Here is a 20,241-nt window from a genome sequence, read left to right on the forward strand (position 1 = left end):
CCTTTTCTCGACTTGCGCTGACCGGAATGCTCGCCCTTGCCCTTGCGGGCTGCTCGCGCCGGGGAGAAATCGATGCCACGGGTGGCGTCGTCGCCGTCCGCTCGGCCTGCCCGACCGCCGCGATCCCCGCCTATACGGGTGACGTGACGCTGTTCAATCCTGCTGGCAGCACCGACGCCCGCGCGATCGACGTGGTGGCGAACATCACCGACCTGCGCGCCACCTGCTCGGAAGGGGCGCAATTCTACAGCGAGGCGAGCTTCACCGTGAACGCCCGCCGTTCCGACGCCACCGCCGCGCGGCAGGTGACGCTGCCCTTCTTCTCCGCCGTGGTGCGTGGCGGCAATGCTGTCGTCGCCAAGCGCGTCGGCCAGGTCGTGCTGGACTTCCCCGCGGGCCAGTATCGGGCCACCGCGACCGCGAAGGCTGGCTCCTACGTCGATAAGGCCGCAGCGACGCTGCCCGCCGACATTCAGGCGAAGATCACGCAGAAGCGCAAGGCGGGCGATGCCGACGCGGCCATCGATCCCTTCGCCCAGCCCGACGTCCGCGCGGCGCTGCAACGAACCAGTTTCGAGCTGCTCGTGGGCTTCAACCTGACCCAGGACCAGCTCCGATATAACGCGACACGTTAAGAGCGAACCCAATCTTCCGTTCGCCCTGAGCTTGTCGAAGGGCTCTACTTCTTGCAGGGAAGGATGAGGCTTCGATTTTAGCCCAGCCCGGACGGGTCTTGTGCTTTTCGAGGAAACACCCTTGTCTCTCTACATTCGTTTCACTGCCCATCTGAATGCCGTGCTGGACGCGCTGGAGGCGGACGGCACGCTGCCCGCGGGCCTCAATCGCAAGCCCGTCACGGTCGAGCCGCCCCGCGATCCCAGCCATGGGGACCTCGCCACCAACGCGGCCATGGTCCTCGCCAAGCCCGCAGGCACCAACCCGCGCGCACTGGCGGAAAAGATCGTCGCTGGCCTTGAAAAGCTGGACGAGGTGGAAAGCGCCACCATCGCTGGCCCCGGCTTCATCAACCTGACGCTGACCGACGCCACCTGGCGCGCCGAACTCGCCGCCATCGATGCCGAAGGCGCGGATTATGGCCGATCCGACACGGGCAAGGGCGTCACCGTCAACGTCGAATATGTCTCCGCCAACCCCACCGGCCCCATGCATATGGGCCATTGCCGGGGCGCGGTCGTCGGCGATGCGCTCGCGACCCTGCTCGAATATGCCGGGCACAAGGTCATCCGCGAATATTATATCAATGACGCAGGCGGCCAGGTCGATGTGCTCGCCCGCTCGGCCCATGTCCGCTATCGCGAAGCGCTGGGCGAAGATGTGGGCGCGATCCCGGAAGGCCTCTATCCCGGCGATTATCTCGTCCCGGTCGGCCAGGCGCTCGCCGCCGAATATGGCGACAAATTTGTAAGCGCACCCGAAAGCGAATGGCTCGTCCCCTTCCGCACCAAAGCCGTCGCCGCAATGATGGTGATGATCCGCAGCGACCTCGCATTGCTTGGCATCCACCACGACATCTTCGCGTCCGAAGCCGAACTGCAAGCCGCCGGAAAGCCCGAAGCCGCCGAGAAATGGCTGCGCGATCATGACCTCGTCTATGACGGCGTTCTCGAAGCGCCCAAGGGCGAAACGCCCGAAGATTGGGAGCCGGTCGAGCTTCCCCTGTTCCGCTCCACCAAATTCGGCGACGATCAGGACCGCCCGATCAAGAAGTCGAACGGCGCCTGGACCTATTTCGGTGCCGACATGGCGTACCATTTCCAGAAGGCGCAGACCGCCGACCAGCTGATCGACATCTGGGGCGCGGACCATGCCGGTACGGTGAAGCGCATCCAGGCCGCCGTCGCCGCGCTGACCGAAGGCAAGGCGCGCTTCGACGTCAAGCTCATCCAGATGGTCCGCCTGCTGCGCGAGGGCGAGCCGGTGAAGATGTCCAAGCGCGCGGGCAATTTCGTGACGCTGGCCGATGTCGTCCGCGAAGTCGGCAAGGACGTCGTCCGCTTCACCATGCTGACGCGCAAGGCCGATGCCCAGATGGACTTCGATTTCGCCAAGGTGGTGGAGGCGTCGAAGGACAATCCTGTCTTCTACGTCCAATATGCCCACGCTCGCATTTCCTCGCTCGGCCGCCGCGCCGAAGAGGCACAAATCGCACTTCCCGCGCCCGACCTGTCCCGCCTTGGGACTGAAGAACTTAACCTTGTTAAGTTAGCGGCGCAGTTCCCACGGGTGGTGGAAGGGGCTGCATCGGCCCGTGAGCCGCATAGAATTGCTTTTTATCTCAACGACTTGGCTTCTGAATTCCACAGCTGGTGGAATTTGGGGAACGACAATCCGCGCGCCCGCGTCATCCTGACGGACGATCCGGACGTAACTTCTGCGCGCCTTTTCTTAAGCCGTGGAATCGGGCAAATCATCCGTAATGGCCTTGCCCTGATGGGCGTGGCTGCGTTGACGGAAATGCAATAGCCAGGCGGAGGCACGGATAAATGGGCGACTTTGCGAGGGGGCGGCTCGATCTGGACGACGACGAGCGTCTGCCCTGGCTGGAGCCTGGTATCGAGGATGAGGAGGATGAGGGCCTGTCCCCCGTCCGCCTGCTCGGCTTCATCCTGGTTGCGCTCGTCTTGCTCGGCGGCGTGGTCGCTGGCGTCTGGCTGCTCAAGAATCGTTCGGCAGGCGGCGGCGAAGGCAAGCTGATCGCCGCGCCTGCGGGCGATTACAAGGTCCCCGCCCGCGAGGCCGATGCGAAGAAGTTCGAGGGCGAGGGCGACGCCAGCTTCGCCGCCAGCGAAGGCGTCGTGCGCGACGGCCGCATCGATCCCAGCCGTGTGCCCGAAGCGCCCGTGACCGCCACGGCCCCTGCAAAGACGCGCCAGGCCGTGCCCGGCAAACCATCGCAGAGCGTGACCGCGCGCGTCGCCGACGAAACCAACGTCCGCCCCGCCGCCGCGCAGCCCGTGCACAAGGGCGGGGCCGTGATCCAGCTCGGCGCCTATGGCAGCCAGTCCGGCGCGCGCGATGCCTGGACCCGCCTCTCCAAACGCTTCGCCTATCTCGCCCCGCTCACCATGTCGGTCGAGCCTACGGAAGTCGGCGGCAGCACCCTCTACCGCCTCCGTGCGACGGCGGGCGCTCAGGCGAACACGCTGTGCGGCAAGCTGAAGGTTGCTGGTGAGAGTTGCATAGTTGTGAACTAAGCTGCCCCTAACTCCCTCTCCCCTTCAGGGGAGAGGGTGCCGAGCGTAGCGAAGGCGGGAGAGGGGAACGCCGTTGCGCGACCGAAAATCGCTAGGTTTTGCAAAGCAACTGCGATCCAGCATAACGCCCGCCGAAGCTTGCCTCTGGTATCACCTGCGCGCGAAGCGCTTCGCTGGTGTCAAGTTCCGCCGCCAAAGTGTGATTGGGCCATTCATCGCCGATTTCACCTGTCGGGCGGCGATGCTGATCATCGAGATTGACGGCGATACGCACGGTTCAACTACTGAGTACGACGCAGATCGCACTGCCTATCTAAGCGAGCAAGGCTGGAGCGTCATTCGCTTCACCAACACAGACGTTATGCAGAATATCGAGGCCGTCCTGTCCATGATAGCGCAGCGCCTTCCCCTCTCCCCGACCCTCTCCCCTAAAGGGGAGAGGGAGTAAGTTCTCACTCTCTCTCGCTCTCTACTACTCCCACCCCCAACAACCCCTTCGACACGACGCTCCTTCGCCGCTACCATCCGCCCTCATGAAACCGGTAATTTTCGGCCTCTCCGGCGAGACGCTCACCTCTGACGAACGCGCCTTCTTCGCCGATGCGCAGCCTGCGGGCTACATCCTCTTCCGCCGCAACATCGCCGACCGCGCCCAATTACGCGCGCTGACGGACGACCTGCGCGCTCTCCACGGCCGCGACGACCTGCTGATCATGATCGATCAGGAAGGCGGCCGCGTCGCCCGCATGCAGGCGCCCGTCTGGCCCAGCTTCCCGCCCGGCGCTGTGTTCGACCGGCTGTATGACATCGCTCCGTCCAGCGCGATCGCAGCCGCCCGCGCCAATGCCCATGCCATCGCGGTGACGCTGGCCGAAGTGGGTATCAATGTCGATGCGCTCCCCCTGCTCGACGTCCGGCAGGACGGGGCCAGCGACATCATGGGCGACCGCACCTTGGGCGCCGAGCCGATGCGGGTCGCCGCGCTTGGGCGCGCCACTCTCGAAGGATTGGCTAAGGGCGGGGTCGTCGGCATCATCAAACATATGCCGGGCCATGGCCGGGCGATGGTGGACAGCCATCATGAATTGCCGATCGTGACCGCGAGCGAGGAAGAACTCGCCACCGACCTCGCGCCCTTCCAGACATTGAAGGCCGCACCGATCGGCATGACCGCCCATGTCATCTATACCAATTGGGACCCGAACCTGCCCGCCAGCCTTTCCCCCTCGGTGATCGAAACGATCATTCGTCAGCGGATCGGCTTTGACGGCCTTCTCATGTCGGACGACCTCGACATGAAGGCTCTGAACGGCAGCATCCCCGAATTGGCGGCGGGCGTCGTCGCGGCGGGGTGTGACCTCGCGCTCAACTGCTGGGCGCGGATGGACGACATGATCGGCATCGCCAATAGTCTTCCCGATATCAGCACGCAGTCGAAGGCCCGGCTCGACCGCGCCATGGCGTCGGCGCAACTCGATCAGGCCAGCCCGCCCCTCGAGCAGCTTCTCGCCACGCGCGACAGCCTGCTCTCCGTAGTGGCTGCATGAGGGCGAGCGCCATCCGCCATCTTTCCGCGCCTCCGCGTGAAAAATCACTCTTCGCGCAGCCCACGCGCCAGAGAGCCGCCTGAACCATGGACGACCTCTTCATCCCTCCGCCGCAGCCGCGCGAAGACATGCTGAACGTCAGCTTCGAAAGCTGGGAAGGGCCGCTCGATCTTCTTCTCGCGCTCGCCCGCTCGCAAAAGGTCGATCTGCGGGAAATCTCCATCCTCGCGCTGGTCGAACAATATCTGGCCCATATTGAGGGCGCGCGGAAGCTGAAGCTGGAGCTGGCGGCCGATTATCTGGTGATGGCGGCGTGGCTCGCCTACCTCAAATCCTCGCTTCTGTTGCCCAAGCAAGCCCAGCCTGATCCCAACCCCGACGAACTGGCGCTGCGCCTGCAATTGCGGCTCCAGCGGTTGCAGGCCATGCGGGAAGCCGGTGCCCGCCTGATGGCGCGCGACCGTGTCGGCCGGGACGTGTTCGTTCGCCCCCGTCCGGAGGGACTACGCCTCGTGCGCAAGGCGAAATGGGCCGCCAGCCTCTACGATCTATTGCAATGCTATGGGCAGGTGCGCGCGCGGACGCAGCCCGTCGTCCACATGGTCGTCGCCCGGCCGGTGATGACACTCGACGAAGCCATCCAGCGTGTCAGCGCGCTGGTCGGGTCGGCGATCGACTGGACGGTGCTCGAATCCTTCCTGCCCGATGGTCAGGACGGGCCAATGGCGCGTTCGGCGCTCGCCAGCAGCTTTGTCGCCGCGCTGGAACTGGCGCGGCAGGGGCGGCTGGAAATCCAGCAGGACGGCATTTTCGAGCCCATTTACCTGCGCGCCGCGCTGCCGGAACAAAGTGGGGGACGTTTGTTGTAATGCAGGAACCGGACGATTTCATGCGCGCGGTGGAGGCCGCCCTGTTCGTTGCCGAACATCCGTTGACCACCGTCGAATTGCGGCAGCATGTGGGGGAGGCCGGGGACATCGCCGCCGTGCTTGCCGCGCTGTCGGATCATTATGCCGGGCGTGGCATCAATCTGGTCGAACGGGGCGGGCGCTGGCATTTTCAGACGGCGGCGGATCTTGCCCATATATTGCGGCGGGAAAAGGATGAGACTCGCAAACTGTCCCGCGCCGCGATGGAGACGCTGGCCATCATCGCCTATCATGAACCTGTCAGCCGCGCGGAGGTCGAGGCCATTCGCGGCGTGCAGGTGGCCAAGGGAACGCTGGACGTGCTGATGGAAGCAGGCTGGGTCCGGCCAGCGGGCAGGCGGGAAGTGCCGGGCCGTCCACTGATTTACGCCACCACGCACGAATTTCTGTCACATTTCGGTCTTAGCAGCCGCCGGGATCTGCCGGGCATGGACGATCTGCGCGCTGCCGGATTGCTCGATCCCGTCGATCTCGCGCTGGAGGGCCTGGGGGCTCAATCCGTTCTGGAAAATGATGAGGAAGAAGCCTAGAAAGGGCTTACTGTCAGGAGAAAGTTAAAATGGGTTCCTTTTCGTTGATGCACTGGGTCATCGTTCTCCTGGTGGTCATGCTGTTGTTTGGCGGCGGCCGTATCTCCGGGTTGATGGGTGACGTTGCCAAGGGCATCAAGAGCTTCAAGAAGGGTATGGCCGACGATGACGACGACATCGCGCCCGCCAAGCCCGCTACGCGGATCGAAGGACATCGTGTTCCTGAACAGGACGCACCGACCGCCACGTCCGAAGAAAAGACCAAGGCCTGATTTTCATTTCACGCCCAAGCGGTAGGCGCGCATGTTCGATATCGGTTCGACCGAACTTCTGCTGATCGTGATCGTCGCGGTGGTCGTGATCGGTCCAAAGGATTTGCCGCGTGCCCTGTACAAGGTGGGCCAGATCGTCGGCAAGGCGCGCGGAATGGCGCGCCATTTCCGCACCGGCATCGATGCCATGGTGCGGGAAGTCGAGATGGAAGAACTGGAAAAGAAGTGGGCCGATCAGAACCGGCGGATCATGCAGGAACATCCGGCCGACGCTTCAGCAGTTCCCGCGATCGAGCCATTGCCGGGCTCTGTGGACAATCCCGCACCCGCCGCCACCACGCCTCCGCCGCCCTTCGTGGCGGAATCGGCGCCCGTTGTTCCGGCTCCTGCTGCCGACGGCCCACCCTATATCGCGGCGCAGTCCGCTCCGGCCGGTAAGGGCGACGCGCAGGCATGAAGGACATCGATGATTCCAAGGCGCCGCTGCTCGACCATCTGATCGAACTACGCGGGCGCCTGCTGAAATGCGTATGGGCGTTGTTCATCACCGGCGCGGTCTGCTTCTATTTTTCAGACAAGCTATTCGCCTTTCTGGTGCATCCTTTGAAGGAAGCCTTTGGCGACGCGGGCGGGCGACTGGTCTATACCAAGCTGTACGAGGCCTTTTTCGTGCAGGTGAAGGTGGCGATCTTCGGGGCTTTCTGCATCTCCTTCCCGATCATCGCGAACCAGCTCTGGGCCTTCATCGCTCCGGGCCTTTATGCCAAGGAAAAGAAGGCGTTACTGCCATTCCTGGTGATGACCCCGGTCCTGTTCCTGATGGGCGCCAGCCTCGCTTATTATATCGTCATGCCGACCGCGTTCCATTTTTTCCTTGGATTCCAAGGAAAAAGCAGCGGTCTCCAGGTAGAGGCGCTCCCCAGCGCCGATGCCTACCTTACGTTAGTTATGCAGTTCATCCTTGCATTCGGAATTAGCTTCCTGATGCCCGTCCTGCTGATGCTGCTCAATCGCGCCGGTTTCGTCACCCGCGCCCAGTTGATTGGCCTGCGCCGCTACATGATCGTCGGCGCCTTCATTCTCGCCGCCGTACTGACGCCGCCCGACGTCGTGTCGCAGCTGATGCTCGCCATTCCCCTATTGCTGCTTTACGAAATCACGATCGTCGCGATCTGGTTCACCGATCGCAAGCAGGCCCGGGAAGCTGCCGTCGCAGCCGCGGACGGAGCCGACGCTTCCACCAGCTAAAAAAAAGGCCCGCCATTGGGCGGGCCGCAAGGGTGGGAGCCTGTTTACGCTGCTTACTTCGCCGCGTCTTCCACGGCCGCGCCAGCGCTCTGCACGTCTTTGCCAGCGCCTTCGACGGTGTTGCATGCAGCCACCATCAGCGAACCGGTAAGCAGCAGAGCGGCAAGGATCTTCTTGGTCATGGTCGTCTCCTAGGAAAAACTCGAGCCGGACAGCCTCGCTATCCAGCGGCTGAGGAGGAGAACCCACGGCCACGAAATACGTTCCGCATCCGGAAATATCTGGTTTTGAACAGAAAAGGCCCAAAAAATCAGAGCCCGGAACGCGTCGGGGGGGGAGATGCGTTCCGGGCTCATGTTTTTTTGGATAGCAAGAGCGGGGGGCAAAAGATTTGCTATCCGGTATGCAGAACCCTCCATCGCGACATTTGGTTCCGCTGTTTTTGAATTCAGCTCTATTTTTTATTTTCTAGCAAAATCAGCTATTTGGAGACTGCATGGGAAAATATCTCACGCTGACTCCTTCAGATGAGCGGCCGTCCGCTGTTTCTATATTCGGGCCGGATGGTGGACGGCGGAAGTGTGTCTTGAGGCGCTGGGGGCGGAACGATAATAGGCGCAATAACATCGGCACCGACGGGTTCGGCGTAGCGCTCAGCGGCGCGCGGACTGCTCGGCCAAGCGCGAAGTGAGGGGCCTGACTGCCATTCCCGGCCGGGGTAGGGAATGCGAAACGCCGCCTCCGTACCGTGAAACCCGGGCATCTGATAGAAGATGTGCGCGCCGATCACAGCAACGGCGCGCTTCGACGCAGCCCATCCTGGGCGGACTGCCAGCGTGTGGTAGAAGGTCGCGAGCCCCACCGGGGCATAGACACGACCCGCAAGCGCCTGTTCCGCTATGCGGCGGGCGCGCGCCCAGCTTGGCGCATGGTTCGCCCGACCCATGGACCCGTCGCAACTGAAGGTGAATTGGCAAAGGGAATCGGCGCGCTCCGACCCCTGATACACGACGCCGCATACGCTATGGGGCCAGAGGGGGTTACGAAGACGGTTGAGAACAACCTGAGCGACGGCGCGCTGGCCTTCTTCGGGTTCGTTGCCAGCCTCATAATAGATGGCGGAGGTCAGGCAGTTGATCGCCCGGTAGCTGTCCAGTGGTGTTTGCCCGCGAAAGGCGGCGGCCGGAGCGGCATCGACCGTGTCGAGCTTCAGGACATGCTGGCTGTTGCCAGGAGAAGCGGGCAGATCCTGAAAGACGCCGTCAACGAAGAAGTAGGCGGAACCGGGGAAATTTTCGCCCGGCCTCTCCGCGACAGCGTCACGCGCCGCCGCGTCGGCAAGCATGTCGAGCGGAGCGGCCGTGATCAGGCGCGGCAAGGCAAGCGCGATCACCGCCAGCGCGGCTAATGCCATATGCCATAATCGCGCGCGCGCCATGTCGAAGCCGTCTGCTTTCACAAATTCATCGCGGCGGTGTGCCGCACGACCCGTCCTTAGCGCAAAAGCCTTGCCACTTTCTTCCCGCCCGATGCGATCTTTGCGCGGCAATGAAAACGGCTCTTTGGGTGGATGAGCATTCCCTTGCTTGGCAAGCGTGCATCCGCTCCGCTATGCGGGGAACATGCTGGTTCAGAATGATAGCCTCGCCCTGATTGGCAACACGCCGCTGGTACGCCTTACCGGCCCATCGGAAGAGACGGGCTGCGACATCTTCGCCAAGTGCGAATTCGCCAACCCCGGCGCGTCGGTAAAGGACCGCGCAGCGCTCTTCATCGTCAATGATGCGGAGGAAAAGGGGCTGTTGCAGCCGGGCGGCACCATTGTCGAAGGGACAGCGGGCAATACCGGCATCGGGCTTGCGCTGGTAGCCAATGCGAAGGGCTATAAGACGATCATCGTCATGCCCGAGACCCAGAGCCGGGAGAAGATGGACACGCTGCGCGCACTGGGCGCGGAACTGGTGACCGTGCCTGCGGCGGCCTATTCCAACCCCGGCCATTTCGTCCACACGTCGCGCCGGATCGCCGAAGAGACGGAGAATGCGGTCTGGGCCAATCAGTTCGACAATATCGCGAATCGCAAGGCGCATATCGTCGGTACGGCCGAGGAAATCTGGCAACAGCTGGAGGGGCAGATCGACGGCTTCACTTGTGCAGCGGGCACTGGTGGCACGATCGCTGGTGTCGGGCTCGGCCTCAAGGCGCATGACGAGAATATCACCATCGCGCTGACCGATCCCTATGGCGCGGCGCTCTATAATTATTATGCCCATGGCGAGTTGAAGGCGGAAGGGTCGTCGGTGGCCGAGGGCATCGGGCAGGGCCGTATTACCGCCAATCTGGAAGGCGCGCCGATCGACACGCAGTTCCGCATTTCCGATGAGGAAGGGCTGCACTGGGTCGAGCGATTGCTGGCGGAGGAAGGGCTTTGTCTTGGCCTGTCCTCAGGGATCAACGTCGCAGGCGCGGTCGCGCTGGCGAGAGAGCTGGGGCCGGGCAAGCGGATCGTCACCATCCTGTGCGACACAGGCTTCCGTTATCTGTCCACCCTCTACAATCGTGAGTGGCTGGAAGCGAAGGGCTTGACGGTCTTCCCCTGGCTCGCGCACAATCGCTGATCGTCGACAAGGGTCGCGGCGACAAGATAAAGAGCGCTTAATGGCTGAACATCCCCGCCGACAGGAAGGGTTGCAGCGTGTCCAGATCGGCCTGACGGGGCTGGCGGGCGTGGTGCTCCTCGTAGGTTTGGCGAATATCGTGATCGACAAGGCGCGGATCGATGATCCGGCGGTGCCACCGCCGACCGTGCCGACCCTGGACGTCAATGCAGTCGCGCCCAAGGAACCTTTGGCGGAGCTGGGCGTGCAGCCCGCGCCGGAACAGCAGCCGATCGTCCCGGATCTTCAGCCGGACCCTAATCTGAGCAAGCCGATGGATCGCGACCCACAGCCATCCGGCCGCTGAAGGTCCAGGCTGAGCCGCGCATTGCCTGAAGGGGCGCTACGCACATTCGTGATGCTTTGCTGGGACCGACCAGGTCCTGCTTGGTGGCCTCCGCTGATCCCGGTTCCAATCGCTGTCATGCTGGGCTGGAGGCTGGGTGGCTTCGCGCGGTATGGGCCGAGGACACTGATCGGCGGGATTTTCTGGGCAATGTTGGGATTAGCGATTTTGGCGCGGTTAAGCTGTTGGCGCGGGGAGTTGTTGCCTTGCCAAACTCGTCTCAAGGAGCGCGAAAATTGATATAGAACCAGAACAAAACGGGATTTCCCAAAATCTCCCGACTTTTCCCTTTTCTTGTGCCCCGGCCCTTGGTATCTAATTCGCATAGGGGTTTGTCAGGCTTTGCTAGTCCTGCGCACCGGGCCGCAATGACGCGGGTTGGTGAGCGGCTGCCTGCGCCCTTGCGAACAGAGGGGCAGCAGTCCGCACGTGCCGGAAATCATTCTCTTTACAGGCAACGCGTTCAGCGTAGCGGACGGCAAGGGCCGTTTCGTGCTGCCTCTGGAGATGCGTCGGCAGGTCAAGCTGTCCAGTGCTGGCGAAACGCGGCTTTATCTCTCCGTCCATGGCGACAACCCCTGCGCCACGGGCTTTGGAGAATCGCATCGCCGCTTCCTGTTCACCGAAGTCGAGGAACTGGCTCGCGAAGCACGGGCGCATGGCCGCGACTATAATGCCGACCTGGAACTTGAACGCCGACTCGGCACGATCGAGGAGGTGAATTTCGACGACGGCGGCCGCTTCGCCATGCATCCGGACATCAAGGATGAATATGGCATCACCGATGCTGTCTTCTTCTATGGCGTGGGCCGTTACATCCAGATCTGGAAGCCGGAAACGCTGGTCGACAGCAAGGATCGTCCGGAATTGATCCGCAACAAGGTGCGCCGCTGGCTGGACCAGCGGACGGCGGGGGACGGCAAGTGATCTCTCCTGCCGATCTGGATCGTCACATCCCGGTTCTGCTCAATGAAGTGCTGCATGCCCTCGCCATCAACCCCGGCGAGATTCATGTTGATGGCACGTTCGGCGCGGGCGGTTATTCCAGTGCGATGGCGGCACAGGGCGCGAAGGTTTTTGCCTTCGACCGCGATCCCGATGCCATCCGGGAAGGCGAGGCGCTGGCGAAGGAGAAGGGCATCACCCTGATCGCCGGGGAATTTTCCCGCATGGAGCAGTTGCTGGGCGATCGGGGCATTAGTTCGGTGTCGGGCGTGACGCTCGACATCGGCGTGTCTTCGATGCAGCTCGACCGGCCGGAGCGCGGCTTTTCCTTTCAGGCGGACGGCCCCCTCACCATGACGATGAGCCAGAACGGGATGAGCGCCGCCGATTTCCTGAACAACGCCCCTGAGCAGGAGATTGCCGACGTCCTCTATCGCTATGGCGAAGAGCCGCGTTCGCGCCGGGTGGCCCGCGCGATCGTGGAGGCTCGCCCGTTGGAGCGCACCGGTCAACTCGCCAGCGTCGTTCGCCGGGCGCTGGGCCACAAGCCACACGACAAGAAGGACCCGGCAACCCGCACCTTCCAGGCGATCCGCATTCATGTGAATCGCGAGCTGGAAGAATTGGAGCGTGGGCTGGAAGCGGCGGAAGCGATGCTGGAAGAGGGTGGTCGATTGGCCGTGGTGACTTTCCACAGCCTGGAAGACCGTATCGTCAAGCAGTTCTTGCGCCAGCGTAGTGGCGGAGAAGGCGCGGGGTCGCGCCACCTGCCGGAACGCAAGGCCGTCGCTGAGTCCACCTTTCACAAACCGGCCAAAGCGATTCGTCCCGGCGAGGCGGAGTTAGCCCGCAACCCGCGCGCGCGCTCCGCGACCCTGCGCAGCGCCGTTCGTACATCAGCGTCCATTTCTCAGCCAAGTTCTTCCAGGAGCGCCCGCCCATGATCGCGGTGAAGAGGTTGCAGAGCCTGATCTGGATCCTGCTCGTCGCGCTTGGTGCGCTTGGTGCTTATCTCGTATCGCTGAAAGTCGCGACCGAGCGCAACGAGCTGATGAAGGTGCAGATGCAGATCGCGCGGGCGCGAGCGGACATCCGTTATCTGGAAACGGAATTCAGCGCGCGGGCGAGCATGCGGCAGCTGGAGCGCTGGAATCAGGATGATTTCATGTACGCGACGCCGACCGCGCAGCAATATCTGGGCGGTGAGCGGGCGCTGGCGAACCTGGATGGCATCCAGCCTAACGGCCCCGACTATGTCGCGCCGCCGGTGATGGTGGCGATGGTCGAAAGCCCTGCCGACTTGCCATCTGCGCCGCAGGCCGCCCCGGCGAGTCCCGCAGCCACCCAAATCCGCAGCGATATCGCCGTGATCCGTGAAGCGCATGCGGCTGACAATGTCGAAAAGATTGCTAAGCCCACCGCCAAGACCGCTGCCGAAAAGGCGAAGGACGATGCGGACGTGTCGAAGCCCAATCCGGTGGCTCGCCATGCGGAACGGATGGCGATGTTGGATGCCAAGCTGCTTGACGACAGCACCATCGGCGACATCAGCGCCAAGGCAGCGCGCGAACGCAAGAAAGGCGCGCGCTGATGGCGACGATCATCGTTCAGCCGGGCGGCGCCAGGGCGGGCAAGCAGCGGGTTGATCTGACTGCGGTTGCGCACAACCGGCTGATGTTGCTGCTGATCCTGTTCATGGCGATCACGGCGGTGGTGATTTTGCGGCTCACCTGGGTGGGCATCTTCGCGCATGGCCCAAGCGGCGATGGCGCCGTTTCGGGCCTGCTTCCCGCCCGCGCTGACATTGTCGATCGTAATGGCGTGCCCCTTGCCCGGACGATGGATGCCTATTCGATTGCCGTGCGCCCGTCGAAGCTGATTGGTGAGCCTGCCGAGCTTGCGCGCAAGCTGCACGAAATTTTCCCCGACGAGCCCGAAGCGGCTTTCTACAAGAAGCTGACCGGCAAGGGCTGGGCCTATCTGCGCCGCCGCGCGCTGCCGGAAGAAGTTGCGGCGGTGAATGCGCTGGGCGAGATCGGCATCGAATTTCCCCGTGAGAAGGAACGCCTGTATCCCCAGCGCAGCCTGGCGGCGCATGTCCTCGGCTTTGCGCCCAATGCCGACGGGCAGGGTGGCATGGGGGTCGAGGCGGCGTTCAATGACCGGCTGACCGATCCGGCGCTGCGTGGTCAGCCTTTTGCCATTTCGATCGACAGCCGGGTGCAGGGCGCGCTGGAGAGCGAGCTTTACGCCCAGATGGTAGCGCAAAATGCCAAGGGCGCAGGCGGCATCATCATGGATGCGAACACCGGGGAAGTGATTGCGATGGCGTCGATTCCTGTGTTCGACCCCAATAAGCTGCAAAATTACGCGGGTAAGAAGTGCAGCGAATCGCCGCTCTGCAACCATATGGTCCAGGCGCGCTACGAACTGGGTTCGACCTTCAAGCCGTTGTCGATCGGCGAGGCGATGGATCGCGGCGTCGTCACTTCGATGGCGAAGCGCTACGACGCAACCGCCCCGCTCGCGGTGGCCGGGTTCAAGATCAAGGACGACCACGCGCTCGGCCGTTGGATCAATGTGCCGGAAATATTGGTGCACAGCTCCAACATCGGAACGGCACGGATCGCCGATGAAATGGGCGCCGCGCCGATGCAGCAGCTGTTCCGCAATCTGCAATTCGACCAGCGGGCGCCCATCGAGCTGAAAGAACGCGCCAAGAGCATCTGGCCTTATAATTGGGGCCGCATAACGACGATGACCGTGTCCTATGGTCATGGTATCGCGGTGACGCCGCTGCACCTTGCCGCCGCCTATGCGGCATTGGTCAATGGCGGCATCTGGCGGCCCGCCACCTTGCGTAAGCTGCACGCCAATGAAGTGCCCGAAGGCCATCGCGTCTTTTCCGCCGCCACCAGCGCGCGGATGCGGCAGCTGTTGCGGATGATCGTCGCGGCAGGTACAGGTCGCAGCGCCGACGCCAAGGGATTCCGGGTGGGCGGCAAGACGGGTTCCGCCGAGAAGCCTGAAGAAGGCCGGTACAATAAGAGTTCACTGGTGACGACTTTCGCGTCCGCATTTCCGATGGATAATCCCCGCTACGTCGTGCTGACGATGATGGACGAGCCCAAGGGCAACGCGCAGACTTTCGGCCTGCGCACGGCTGCCTGGACGGCCGCGCCGGTGGTCAAGCGCGTGATCGAACGTACCGCCCCGATGCTGGGTGTGCTGCCCGACGAACGGCGGGACGTCGATATTTCCGACCTCATGCCCCTGCTGGGGCAGGACAAGGACAAGGATTGAGATGCGCCTCGGGTCGCTTATCGAGGGGCTGGATGTGAAGCTCGACACGGGGGCGCCGCTGGACGCCTCGGTGTCGGGCTTCGCGATCGATAACCGGAAGGTTGCGCCGGGCACGGTCTTTGGCGCCTTCCAGGGACTGCGGGTGAATGGCGAGGATTTTATTGCCGACGCCGTGCGCGCGGGCGCTGTTGCGGTCGTCGCGCGGCCGGAGGCGAAGGTGGAGGGGGCGGTCCATATCGCCCATGACAATCCCCGCCGTCTTTTCGCCTTGCTCGCCGCCCGATATTTCGCGCCGTTCCCCGAAGTGACCGTTGCTGTCACCGGCACCAACGGAAAGACGTCGACCGTGGAACTGGCCCGCCAGCTATGGCGGATGCTGGGCCATCATTCCGCTTCGATCGGCACACTGGGCGTCACCACTTCCGTCGATCAGGTGTCGACGGGGCTGACGACGCCGGACATCGTCACCTTTCTATCCAACATGTCGGGCCTGAAGCGCGAGGGCATTACCCACGCAGCGTTCGAAGCGTCGAGCCATGGCCTTGCGCAATATCGGACGGAAGGACTGCCGGTGTCGGCCGCCGCCTTCACCAACCTGTCGCGCGACCATCTCGATTATCATGGCGACATGGACAGCTATTTCGACGCCAAGATGCGGCTGTTCGATGAGGTGGTCGCGCCCGACGGCGCGGCCGTAGTCTGGGCCGATGACGCATGGTCCGACAAGGTTATCCAGCGAGCTACGAAGCGGGGGCTTCGTGTGCTGAGCGTCGGGGTGCAGGGGCAGGCTTTGCGCCTTGCCAACCGCACCCCGACCCAGTTGGGCCAGACGCTGGAGGTCGAGGCCAAGGGTAAGCTCTACAAGATCAATCTGCCGCTGATCGGCGCCTATCAGGCCGCGAACGCCTTGACTGCCGCTGGGCTCGTCATCGCAGGCGGCGAGGATGTGGCGAAGGTTCTGGAACTGTTGAGCCGGGTTCAGCCGGTGCGCGGTCGCCTGGAGCGGGCGGTGATCACCAAGGCGGGCGCCCCCGTATATGTCGATTATGCGCATACGCCCGATGGACTGCGCGCCGCGATCGAAGCGCTGCGCCCCCATACGCGCGGTAAGCTGATCGCGCTGTTCGGCGCTGGCGGCGATCGCGATGCTGGCAAGCGTCCGCAGATGGGCAAAGTCGCCGCAGAGTTGGCGGATCATGTCATCGTCACGGACGATAATCCCCGATCAGAGGACCCGTCCGCAATTCGCGCCGCCGTCATGGCGGGGGCGTCGGGCGCGGAGGAGATCGGTGGTCGCCGCGCCGCGATCGCCGCAGCCATTGCGCGGGCCGGTGGGGATGATATCGTGCTGCTCGCGGGCAAGGGGCATGAACAGGGGCAGATCATCGGCGATCGGGTGTTGCCGTTCGACGATGTCACTGTTGCCCGGGAGTGCGCTGGGTGAGCGAGCTTTGGACTTCCGAGGAAATAGCGCAGGCTACAGGGGGTGCCGCTTCGGCACCCTTCGCCGTTTCGGGCGTCGCCTTCGATAGCCGCGAGGTGACCAACGGTGACCTGTTTGTCGCGATGAAGGGCGAGACGACGGACGGCCATCATTTCATCGACAAAGCTTTCGGTCAGGGCGCCGCTGGCGCGATCGTCAGCGAACCTGTTCCTCAACCTCATATATTGGTTCCCGACAGTGCTGCTGCGCTGGAAGCGCTGGGCCGCGCTTCCCGCGCGCGCATGCAGGGCAAGGTGATCGGGGTCACGGGGTCAGTCGGCAAGACGGGCACCAAGGAAGCCTTGTTTCAGGCTCTGGACCGCATCTGCCCGGGTCAGGTGCATCGGTCGGTCAAGAGTTACAATAATCATGTCGGCGTGCCGCTCAGCCTGTCGCGCATGCCCCGTGCGTCGGCCTTTGGCGTGTTCGAAATGGGCATGAACCATGCCGGTGAACTGGCGCAGCTGACGCGGCAGGTGCGGCCGCATGTCGCCATCGTGACCGCAATCGCCCCGGCGCACATCGAATTTTTCGGCACCGAAGAGAAGATCGCGCAGGCCAAGGCGGAGATATTCGAAGGGCTTGAGCCCGACGGCACGGCGGTCATCCCCTATGACAGCCCGCATGTCGCGACGCTCTACGCAAAGGCAGAACAGCATGCTGCGCGGATCCTGACCTTCGGTTTCGACGAAGAGGCCGATGTGCGAGCCCGCGACATGGTGCCAGCGGCGAACGGTGGCACATTGGTGACGGCTACGCTGCCCAGCGCCGAACTTTGCTTCACGGTGGGCGCACCCGGCGAACATTGGGTTTCCAACGCGCTGGCCGTGCTGGCGGCGGTCGAAGCATTGGGCGGCGATCTGGCTGCTGCGGGTCTGGCGCTCGCTGAAATGCCGGGCCTGCCGGGCCGTGGCGAGCGGCGGTCTGTCGCGGTCGCTGGCGGCGAAGCGCTGCTGATCGATGAAAGCTACAATGCCAATCCGCTGAGCATGGCCGCCACGCTCAAGCAGTTGGGCAGGGAAAATGCGAGCCGCCGCATCGCCGTGTTGGGCGGCATGCGGGAATTGGGCGATCGCAGCCACGAACTCCATGCCGGACTTGCCGAGTCCCTTGCCGCCGGTCAGGTCGACTACGCCATTCTGGTGGGCGATGAAATGAAACCGCTGGCCGAGGCGCTGCACGGTCAGCAGTTGGCCTTTGATCATGTGCCGGATACGGCGGCCGCCACCAATCTTATTCGGACGGAAATGCGCGCTGGCGACGCCATATTGGTCAAGGGCTCGAACGGCATCGGCCTGTCGCACCTGGTCGCCGCGCTTGGGGAACATAGGAACTGATGCTCTACTGGCTCGCCCAGACCATGGATTTCGCGGGGGTCTTCAACCTCATCCGCTATCTTAGCTTCCGCGCGGGCGCGACGATCGCGACGGCCTTCGTCATCGGCCTTGTGCTGGGTCCGCGCTTCATCGGTTGGCTTCGGGTGCGGCAGGGCAAGGGTCAGCCGATCCGTGATGATGGTCCGCAGACTCATCTGGCAAAGCGCGGCACGCCGACCATGGGCGGACTGATGATCCTCACCTCCATGATCACATCGGTGCTGCTCTGGATGGATCTGTCGTCCATCTACGTCTGGGCATGCCTGTTCGTAACGCTGGGTTTTGGCGCGATCGGTTTTCTGGACGATTATGACAAGGTGACGAAGGCCAGCCACAAGGGGCTGTCGGGCAAGATGCGTCTGGCGTTCGAATTCCTGATTGCTGGCATAGCGGCCTGGTTGATCGTCAACCAGCATGGCAATACGGCGCTCTATCTGCCTTTCTACAATGGCCCGGCGATCGAGCTTGGCCCCTTCTACTTCCTCTTCGCCGCCTTCGTGATCGTGGCGTTCGGCAACGCTGTGAACCTGACCGATGGTCTCGATGGCCTTGCGACCATGCCGGTGATCATCGCCTGCATGGCGTTCATGGCGATCGTCTATCTGGTCGGCCGCGCGGACTTTGCGGCCTATCTTGGCATCCCGCATGTGCCGGGCGCGGGCAATCTCACCATATTGTGCGGTGCGATCATTGGCGCGGGCCTAGCCTTCCTCTGGTTCAACGCCCCTCCCGCCGCCGTCTTTATGGGCGATACCGGCAGCCTCGCGCTGGGCGGCACCATCGGCGTGATCGCGGTGACCGCGCATCATGAAATCGTGCTGGGCGTTATCGGCGGACTGTTTGTGATCGAGGCGATGAGCGTGATCATCCAGGTCTTCTTCTACAAGCGCACGGGCAAGCGTGTGTTCAAGATGGCGCCGATCCACCATCATTTCGAGCAGTTGGGCTGGGCCGAACCGACGGTCGTGATCCGCTTCTGGATCATCTCCTTTGTGCTGGCCCTTGCCGGTCTCGCCACGCTGAAGCTGCGGTGAGCGCGATGACCCTTACCTCCTCCGCCTTTGCTGGCAAAACCTATGCGGTTCTTGGCCTGGCCCGGTCTGGACTGGCAACTGTAGAGGCGCTTGTGGCCAGCGGTGCGCGCGTCGTCGCCTGGGACAATCGGGACGAAGCGCGCGCGGCCGTCGCGGACAAGGCCGAACTGGCCGACCCGCTGGAAATTGATCTGGCTGGCTTTGACGGCGTTGTCGTTTCTCCCGGCGTGCCGATCAACAAGCATCCGATCGCCATGCATGCCAAGCTCGCGGGCGTGCCCGTCATCGGCGACATCGAACTTTTCGCGCTTGCTCGGCCGACCCTGCCCGCCCACCGGGTGGTCGGCATTACCGGCACCAACGGCAAGTCGACCACGACGGCGCTCGTTCACCACATCATAGAAGCAGCAGGCATTCCGACCCGGATGGGCGGGAATATCGGCCTGCCCATTTTGGGGCAGGAGCCGCTCCCCGAAGGCGGCATCTATGTGCTGGAACTGTCGAGCTATCAGATTGACCTGACGCAGAGCCTGGACTGCGATGTTGCCGTGCTACTCAATATCACGCCGGATCATCTCGATCGCTATAATGGCTTTGAAGGCTATGTCGCGTCCAAGGCGCGGTTGTTCGGCATGCAGTCGCCCGACCATGTCGCGGTGATCGCGACGGAGGATGAACCGAGCCGATCCATCGCGGCTCAGCCGGGCGCTCGGCGGGTAGAGGTGAAGGCTGGGGACATCGATCCCGCCGCCCAGGCGAACTGGCCGTCGCTTCAGGGGCCGCACAACGCGCAGAACGCAGCGATAGCCCTCGCCGTCGGGCGCGCGCTGGGCATCGATGAAGCGACGATCGAGGCCGCGCTGCAAAGCTATGCCAGCCTGCCCCACCGGATGCAGCGCGTGAAGGAACTGAACGGCGTACTCTACGTCAACGACAGCAAGGCGACCAACCCCGCCTCGACGGCGCCCGCGCTCGCAGCCTATCCGCCCCTCGATGGCCGCCCGCGGCTGCACTGGATTGTCGGAGGTCTGGCAAAGACAGACAATCTGGACGAATGCGCGCCATGGTTCGGCAATGTCGCTGCCGCTTACACGATCGGCGAAGCGGGTCATATGTTCGCCGATCTGCTCAAAGATCATATGGCGGTGGATGATAGCGAGATGCTATCGGCCGCCGTTCGCCGCGCGGCGCGTGTAGCACAGCCGGGCGATGTCGTGCTGCTTTCGCCAGCCTGTGCCAGTTTCGACCAATTCCGGGATTTCGAGGCGCGAGGCGATGCCTTCGTCGCGGCCGTCGCGGCGCTGGAAGAAGGGGGCCTGGACGGCTAAGGGCGGCGCAGGGGCGCAGAAGGGGCGA

Annotated in this window: 22 protein-coding genes; 20 read left to right on the plus strand and 2 right to left on the minus strand. The window is 63.3% G+C overall.

What is annotated here, in order from left to right; genetic code table 11:
- Positions 1-26 precede the first annotated feature (26 nt).
- From ACZ5TH_RS01260 to tatC, 10 genes are all read left to right on the plus strand, one after another.
- On the plus strand, positions 27-635 hold the full coding sequence (locus ACZ5TH_RS01260) for a hypothetical protein (protein WP_464795030.1): 609 nt from the start codon (positions 27-29) through the stop codon (positions 633-635).
- 121 nt (positions 636-756) lie between these two features.
- Positions 757-2,484, plus strand: a complete 1,728-nt coding sequence (gene argS / locus ACZ5TH_RS01265) for an arginine--tRNA ligase (RefSeq protein ID WP_464794328.1) — start codon at positions 757-759, stop codon at positions 2,482-2,484.
- A gap of 20 nt (positions 2,485-2,504) precedes the next feature.
- Positions 2,505-3,215, plus strand: coding sequence for an SPOR domain-containing protein (locus tag ACZ5TH_RS01270; RefSeq protein ID WP_464794329.1), 711 nt, complete (start codon positions 2,505-2,507; stop codon positions 3,213-3,215).
- A gap of 73 nt (positions 3,216-3,288) precedes the next feature.
- Complete coding sequence (locus ACZ5TH_RS01275; RefSeq protein WP_464794330.1) at positions 3,289-3,663, plus strand: endonuclease domain-containing protein; 375 nt, start codon at positions 3,289-3,291, stop codon at positions 3,661-3,663.
- A gap of 85 nt (positions 3,664-3,748) precedes the next feature.
- On the plus strand, positions 3,749-4,762 hold the full coding sequence (nagZ, locus tag ACZ5TH_RS01280; RefSeq protein ID WP_464794331.1) for a beta-N-acetylhexosaminidase: 1,014 nt from the start codon (positions 3,749-3,751) through the stop codon (positions 4,760-4,762).
- Positions 4,763-4,848: 86 nt separating this feature from the next.
- Positions 4,849-5,631: a segregation and condensation protein A gene (locus tag ACZ5TH_RS01285; protein ID WP_449471321.1), complete on the plus strand. Its 783-nt coding sequence runs from the start codon at positions 4,849-4,851 to the stop codon at positions 5,629-5,631.
- Positions 5,631-6,221, plus strand: coding sequence for an SMC-Scp complex subunit ScpB (scpB, locus tag ACZ5TH_RS01290; RefSeq protein WP_464794332.1), 591 nt, complete (start codon positions 5,631-5,633; stop codon positions 6,219-6,221). The genes ACZ5TH_RS01285 and scpB overlap by 1 nt, the downstream gene beginning before the upstream one ends.
- 29 nt (positions 6,222-6,250) lie before the next feature.
- Positions 6,251-6,493 carry a twin-arginine translocase TatA/TatE family subunit gene (locus ACZ5TH_RS01295; RefSeq protein WP_196225436.1) on the plus strand — a complete coding sequence of 81 codons (243 nt, stop codon included), beginning with the start codon at positions 6,251-6,253 and terminating at the stop codon, positions 6,491-6,493.
- A 31-nt stretch (positions 6,494-6,524) separates the two neighbouring features.
- A complete protein-coding gene (gene tatB / locus ACZ5TH_RS01300) occupies positions 6,525-6,950 on the plus strand; it encodes a Sec-independent protein translocase protein TatB (RefSeq protein WP_464794333.1) in 426 nt (141 codons plus the stop codon).
- Complete coding sequence (tatC, locus tag ACZ5TH_RS01305) at positions 6,947-7,741, plus strand: twin-arginine translocase subunit TatC (protein ID WP_449471326.1); 795 nt, start codon at positions 6,947-6,949, stop codon at positions 7,739-7,741. The genes tatB and tatC overlap by 4 nt, the downstream gene beginning before the upstream one ends.
- A gap of 53 nt (positions 7,742-7,794) precedes the next feature.
- On the opposite strand, the gene ACZ5TH_RS01310 is transcribed toward tatC, so the two are convergent.
- On the minus strand, positions 7,795-7,923 hold the full coding sequence (locus tag ACZ5TH_RS01310; protein ID WP_196225439.1) for an entericidin A/B family lipoprotein: 129 nt from the start codon (positions 7,921-7,923) through the stop codon (positions 7,795-7,797).
- A gap of 341 nt (positions 7,924-8,264) precedes the next feature.
- Positions 8,265-9,179: a cell wall hydrolase gene (locus ACZ5TH_RS01315; protein WP_464795031.1), complete on the minus strand. Its 915-nt coding sequence runs from the start codon at positions 9,177-9,179 to the stop codon at positions 8,265-8,267.
- A 184-nt stretch (positions 9,180-9,363) separates the two neighbouring features.
- Between ACZ5TH_RS01315 and ACZ5TH_RS01320 the strand changes: the two genes are divergently transcribed.
- The 10 genes from ACZ5TH_RS01320 (at position 9,364) to murD (ending at position 20,213) form a co-directional block, all read left to right on the plus strand.
- A complete protein-coding gene (locus ACZ5TH_RS01320; RefSeq protein WP_464771930.1) occupies positions 9,364-10,359 on the plus strand; it encodes a cysteine synthase A in 996 nt (331 codons plus the stop codon).
- Between the two features lie 40 nt (positions 10,360-10,399).
- Positions 10,400-10,705, plus strand: a complete 306-nt coding sequence (locus ACZ5TH_RS01325) for a hypothetical protein (protein ID WP_449471330.1) — start codon at positions 10,400-10,402, stop codon at positions 10,703-10,705.
- Between the two features lie 468 nt (positions 10,706-11,173).
- On the plus strand, positions 11,174-11,671 hold the full coding sequence (locus ACZ5TH_RS01330) for a division/cell wall cluster transcriptional repressor MraZ (protein ID WP_460987560.1): 498 nt from the start codon (positions 11,174-11,176) through the stop codon (positions 11,669-11,671).
- Positions 11,668-12,633 (plus strand): 16S rRNA (cytosine(1402)-N(4))-methyltransferase RsmH, encoded by a 966-nt coding sequence (rsmH, locus tag ACZ5TH_RS01335; RefSeq protein ID WP_464794334.1) that lies wholly within the window; start codon positions 11,668-11,670, stop codon positions 12,631-12,633. Before ACZ5TH_RS01330 ends, rsmH begins: the two co-directional genes overlap by 4 nt.
- The gene (locus ACZ5TH_RS01340; RefSeq protein WP_464794335.1) at positions 12,630-13,280 is read left to right on the plus strand and encodes a colicin transporter; all 651 of its coding nucleotides are present in this window, start codon (positions 12,630-12,632) and stop codon (positions 13,278-13,280) included. Before rsmH ends, ACZ5TH_RS01340 begins: the two co-directional genes overlap by 4 nt.
- Entirely contained in the window at positions 13,280-14,992 is a 1,713-nt protein-coding gene (locus ACZ5TH_RS01345) for a peptidoglycan D,D-transpeptidase FtsI family protein (protein WP_464794336.1), read from the plus strand. Before ACZ5TH_RS01340 ends, ACZ5TH_RS01345 begins: the two co-directional genes overlap by 1 nt.
- A gap of 1 nt (position 14,993) precedes the next feature.
- Positions 14,994-16,436, plus strand: coding sequence for a UDP-N-acetylmuramoyl-L-alanyl-D-glutamate--2,6-diaminopimelate ligase (locus ACZ5TH_RS01350; RefSeq protein WP_464794337.1), 1,443 nt, complete (start codon positions 14,994-14,996; stop codon positions 16,434-16,436).
- Entirely contained in the window at positions 16,433-17,812 is a 1,380-nt protein-coding gene (locus ACZ5TH_RS01355) for a UDP-N-acetylmuramoyl-tripeptide--D-alanyl-D-alanine ligase (RefSeq protein ID WP_464794338.1), read from the plus strand. Before ACZ5TH_RS01350 ends, ACZ5TH_RS01355 begins: the two co-directional genes overlap by 4 nt.
- The gene (gene mraY, locus ACZ5TH_RS01360; protein ID WP_464794339.1) at positions 17,812-18,885 is read left to right on the plus strand and encodes a phospho-N-acetylmuramoyl-pentapeptide-transferase; all 1,074 of its coding nucleotides are present in this window, start codon (positions 17,812-17,814) and stop codon (positions 18,883-18,885) included. The genes ACZ5TH_RS01355 and mraY overlap by 1 nt, the downstream gene beginning before the upstream one ends.
- Before the next feature lie 5 nt (positions 18,886-18,890).
- Positions 18,891-20,213: a UDP-N-acetylmuramoyl-L-alanine--D-glutamate ligase gene (gene murD / locus ACZ5TH_RS01365; RefSeq protein WP_464794340.1), complete on the plus strand. Its 1,323-nt coding sequence runs from the start codon at positions 18,891-18,893 to the stop codon at positions 20,211-20,213.
- Positions 20,214-20,241: the final 28 nt, after the last annotated feature.

This window comes from Sphingobium sp. TomTYG73 (assembly GCF_055394245.1).